At 34.0% G+C, this 2,492-nt stretch carries 4 protein-coding genes; 1 reads left to right on the top strand and 3 read right to left on the bottom strand.

Annotated elements, in window-relative coordinates:
• The coding region (locus tag AC1DTM_RS22675) for a collagen-like repeat preface domain-containing protein (RefSeq protein WP_477000937.1) at positions 1-506 on the bottom strand (506 nt) is incomplete at its 3' end.
• A gap of 436 nt (positions 507-942) precedes the next feature.
• Between AC1DTM_RS22675 and AC1DTM_RS22680 the strand changes: the two genes are divergently transcribed.
• On the top strand, positions 943-1,233 hold the full coding sequence (locus AC1DTM_RS22680; protein ID WP_477000938.1) for a DUF4183 domain-containing protein: 291 nt from the start codon (positions 943-945) through the stop codon (positions 1,231-1,233).
• 51 nt (positions 1,234-1,284) lie between these two features.
• Here the strand turns inward: AC1DTM_RS22680 and AC1DTM_RS22685 are convergent, their stop codons facing one another.
• On the bottom strand, positions 1,285-1,872 hold the full coding sequence (locus AC1DTM_RS22685; protein WP_477000939.1) for a DUF4183 domain-containing protein: 588 nt from the start codon (positions 1,870-1,872) through the stop codon (positions 1,285-1,287).
• 306 nt (positions 1,873-2,178) lie between these two features.
• A partial coding sequence (locus AC1DTM_RS22690) for a cupin domain-containing protein (protein WP_477000940.1) occupies positions 2,179-2,492 on the bottom strand: 314 nt, incomplete at its 5' end.

The raw sequence follows: 2,492 nt of genomic DNA on the forward strand, positions 1-2,492 counted from the left end.
GCTCCTGTTGCTCCGGTTGCTCCTGTTGCTCCTGTTGCTCCTGTTGCTCCTGGCGGAATTGGAGTAAGACTAATTAGTAGCGTTAATAGATCAAATAAAAGTCGTAAAGTTGATGGTGCAAAACAAGTCTTTATAGAGAAGAAGTAATCTGCAAGAGCGCTATAAAATTGTTGTAATAGTACAATCAATTGCGCCGTGTTTGGAGTAATAGGTGTTAATACAGCTAAAATACTTTCAATTAATTCTTTCAAATAATCTACTTCTGCAGTAGGTATTAGTGAATTTAGTAAAATTAATAATTGATTAAACAAATCGACTAGTGCCGCTTTATTTGTAGCATTTGGGGTCGTCAAAAATGTTGGTATAGCTGTGCTTAAAGCAACTAGTATACTCTGTAATTCAATTAATTGTGAATTGCTAGGACAAACTGTCTTCGGATCACAACAACCACCTGTAATAATAATTGGATCACAGTGATTATTATCAGAACAATCATTATGTTTCATATTTTTCCTCCTTACTTATTTGTTTTCCGAGTACCTTTCTATTCTAAGAGTTATTGAATATATAGTTATATTTTATTAGCTTTGAGTAATGATTTCCTCTTAGAAAAGAAAGCGCTACTAATAATTAAACAATAAAAAACGCTGTTTTAATTATCTTCACGACTCTCATATTAATTATATGCCCCTAAAAACTTAATGATTAGATTATATACCTAAACTCAGTAACACATTTTAAAATTCCACATGTCCTTTTAAATACATCACCCCATTCTCAAAACTAAACAATTAATAAGAGACATAATAAATACATAAAAAATCATATTGACTATATAAGTATATAGCCGCGTCTCAAATAGGAAAATTCTCATAAAATAAGACATGGGACAAGCTTCATCTTAGCTAGCCCCATAAATTTAAAATAGAGGTGAAATATTACATGCCTATTATTCAACCTTTTATGGCATCCAGAAGATTCACGTCCACTTTAGGTGCTGGTACTGGTACTGGCGCGGCTTTCGCAATTGCTGCTACAGCATGCTTAAACGACTCTGGTACTACTGCAACAGCATTTCCCACTTACACATACTACAATCTTTATGTCAATGGAGTCATTCAACCTAGTGTAAACTCAAATGTCACTACAGGACCTACTGGTGCAATTACCATTCCAGGTGGAGATGCATTAGATCCTGGAATTCCAATCACAGTTGAATTTATCATCACTTAATATCTATTTTTTCATTCAGACAGATTACTCAAATATGAGAATCTGTCTTTTTTAATGAATAGTAATAAATTGTAAAATAATTGATGAACCTTGTAAAGGCGGTTCAGAATCTATTAAAATCAACTGACCGGAAGTAACTTTGTAAAAAGGTTGTGGCTGAAGAATTCCATTTATAAACAAATTAATATATGAAACGTCATCTGGAGAGAGAATTTGTGTTGTACCATATTCAGGTAATCCATCAGCATTTGTATAAATAAGCTTTTCTCCATCTGAAAAAGTAAAATATAGTATATTTGATGTTTGTATATTACCAATAGGCCCTGTTGCTCCGGTTGCTCCCGTTTCTCCCCTTGTTCCAGTTGTTCCGGTTGCTCCCGTTTCTCCCCTTGTTCCAGTTGTTCCTGTTACTCCGGTTGTTCCGATTGCTCCAGTTACACCTGTCGCTCCGGTTGTTCCGGTTACACCTGTTGCTCCGATTGCTCCGGTTGTTCCGGTTACACCTGTTGCTCCGGTTGCTCCGGTTACACCTGTTGCTCCGGTTACACCTGTTGCTCCGGTTGGAATTCGAATAACTGGAAGTGGTGGAAATGTAGGTCCAATATTTTCAAAAATTGATGTTTCATTATAGTTCTTCAATTTACCACCCCCTTTCACTTAATAATTATTAAATGTATATTTCTTTTAAATGTTAAAAAACGAATTTACATTTACAACTCCTGTTAATGAACGTTATTATATTTCTTATCAAATTAATATAACAACTCCATAACTTACAGGATCAACATTAATCTAAATTTGCAGGAAATTCCCCCTAGCTATTCCATCTCAATACGTAAGGTAATCATTCTCCAAGCCTATATGCAATACTGCTTTGACACTCAACTGTGTGTCTTTTTTATACGAAAAAAGCTATCTAATTATAGATAGCTTTTTCATAATATATTAAGAAACAGGATAATAAATTGTCATACTCACTCTTGTTAATGTTTCTCCTAAATTGTAATAAACATGTGGTCTATCCGCCTTAAATCTAATGGAATCACCACTTTTCAAATTATATTTACACCCATTTACTTCAATTGTTAATTCTCCATCAAACACTGTTATAAATTCTTCMGTTCCTTCTTTATGAGCTTCCGCACTCAAACTTCCCTTTTCTTCAATTTCAATCATATAAATTTCAAACTGTCTATTTTCTTGGAACGAAAATGAAGGAAATACTCTATACCTCCCATTATCCTCAGACAATATTTGGA

It is taken from the genome of Bacillus sp. P4_D3 (assembly GCF_056401855.1).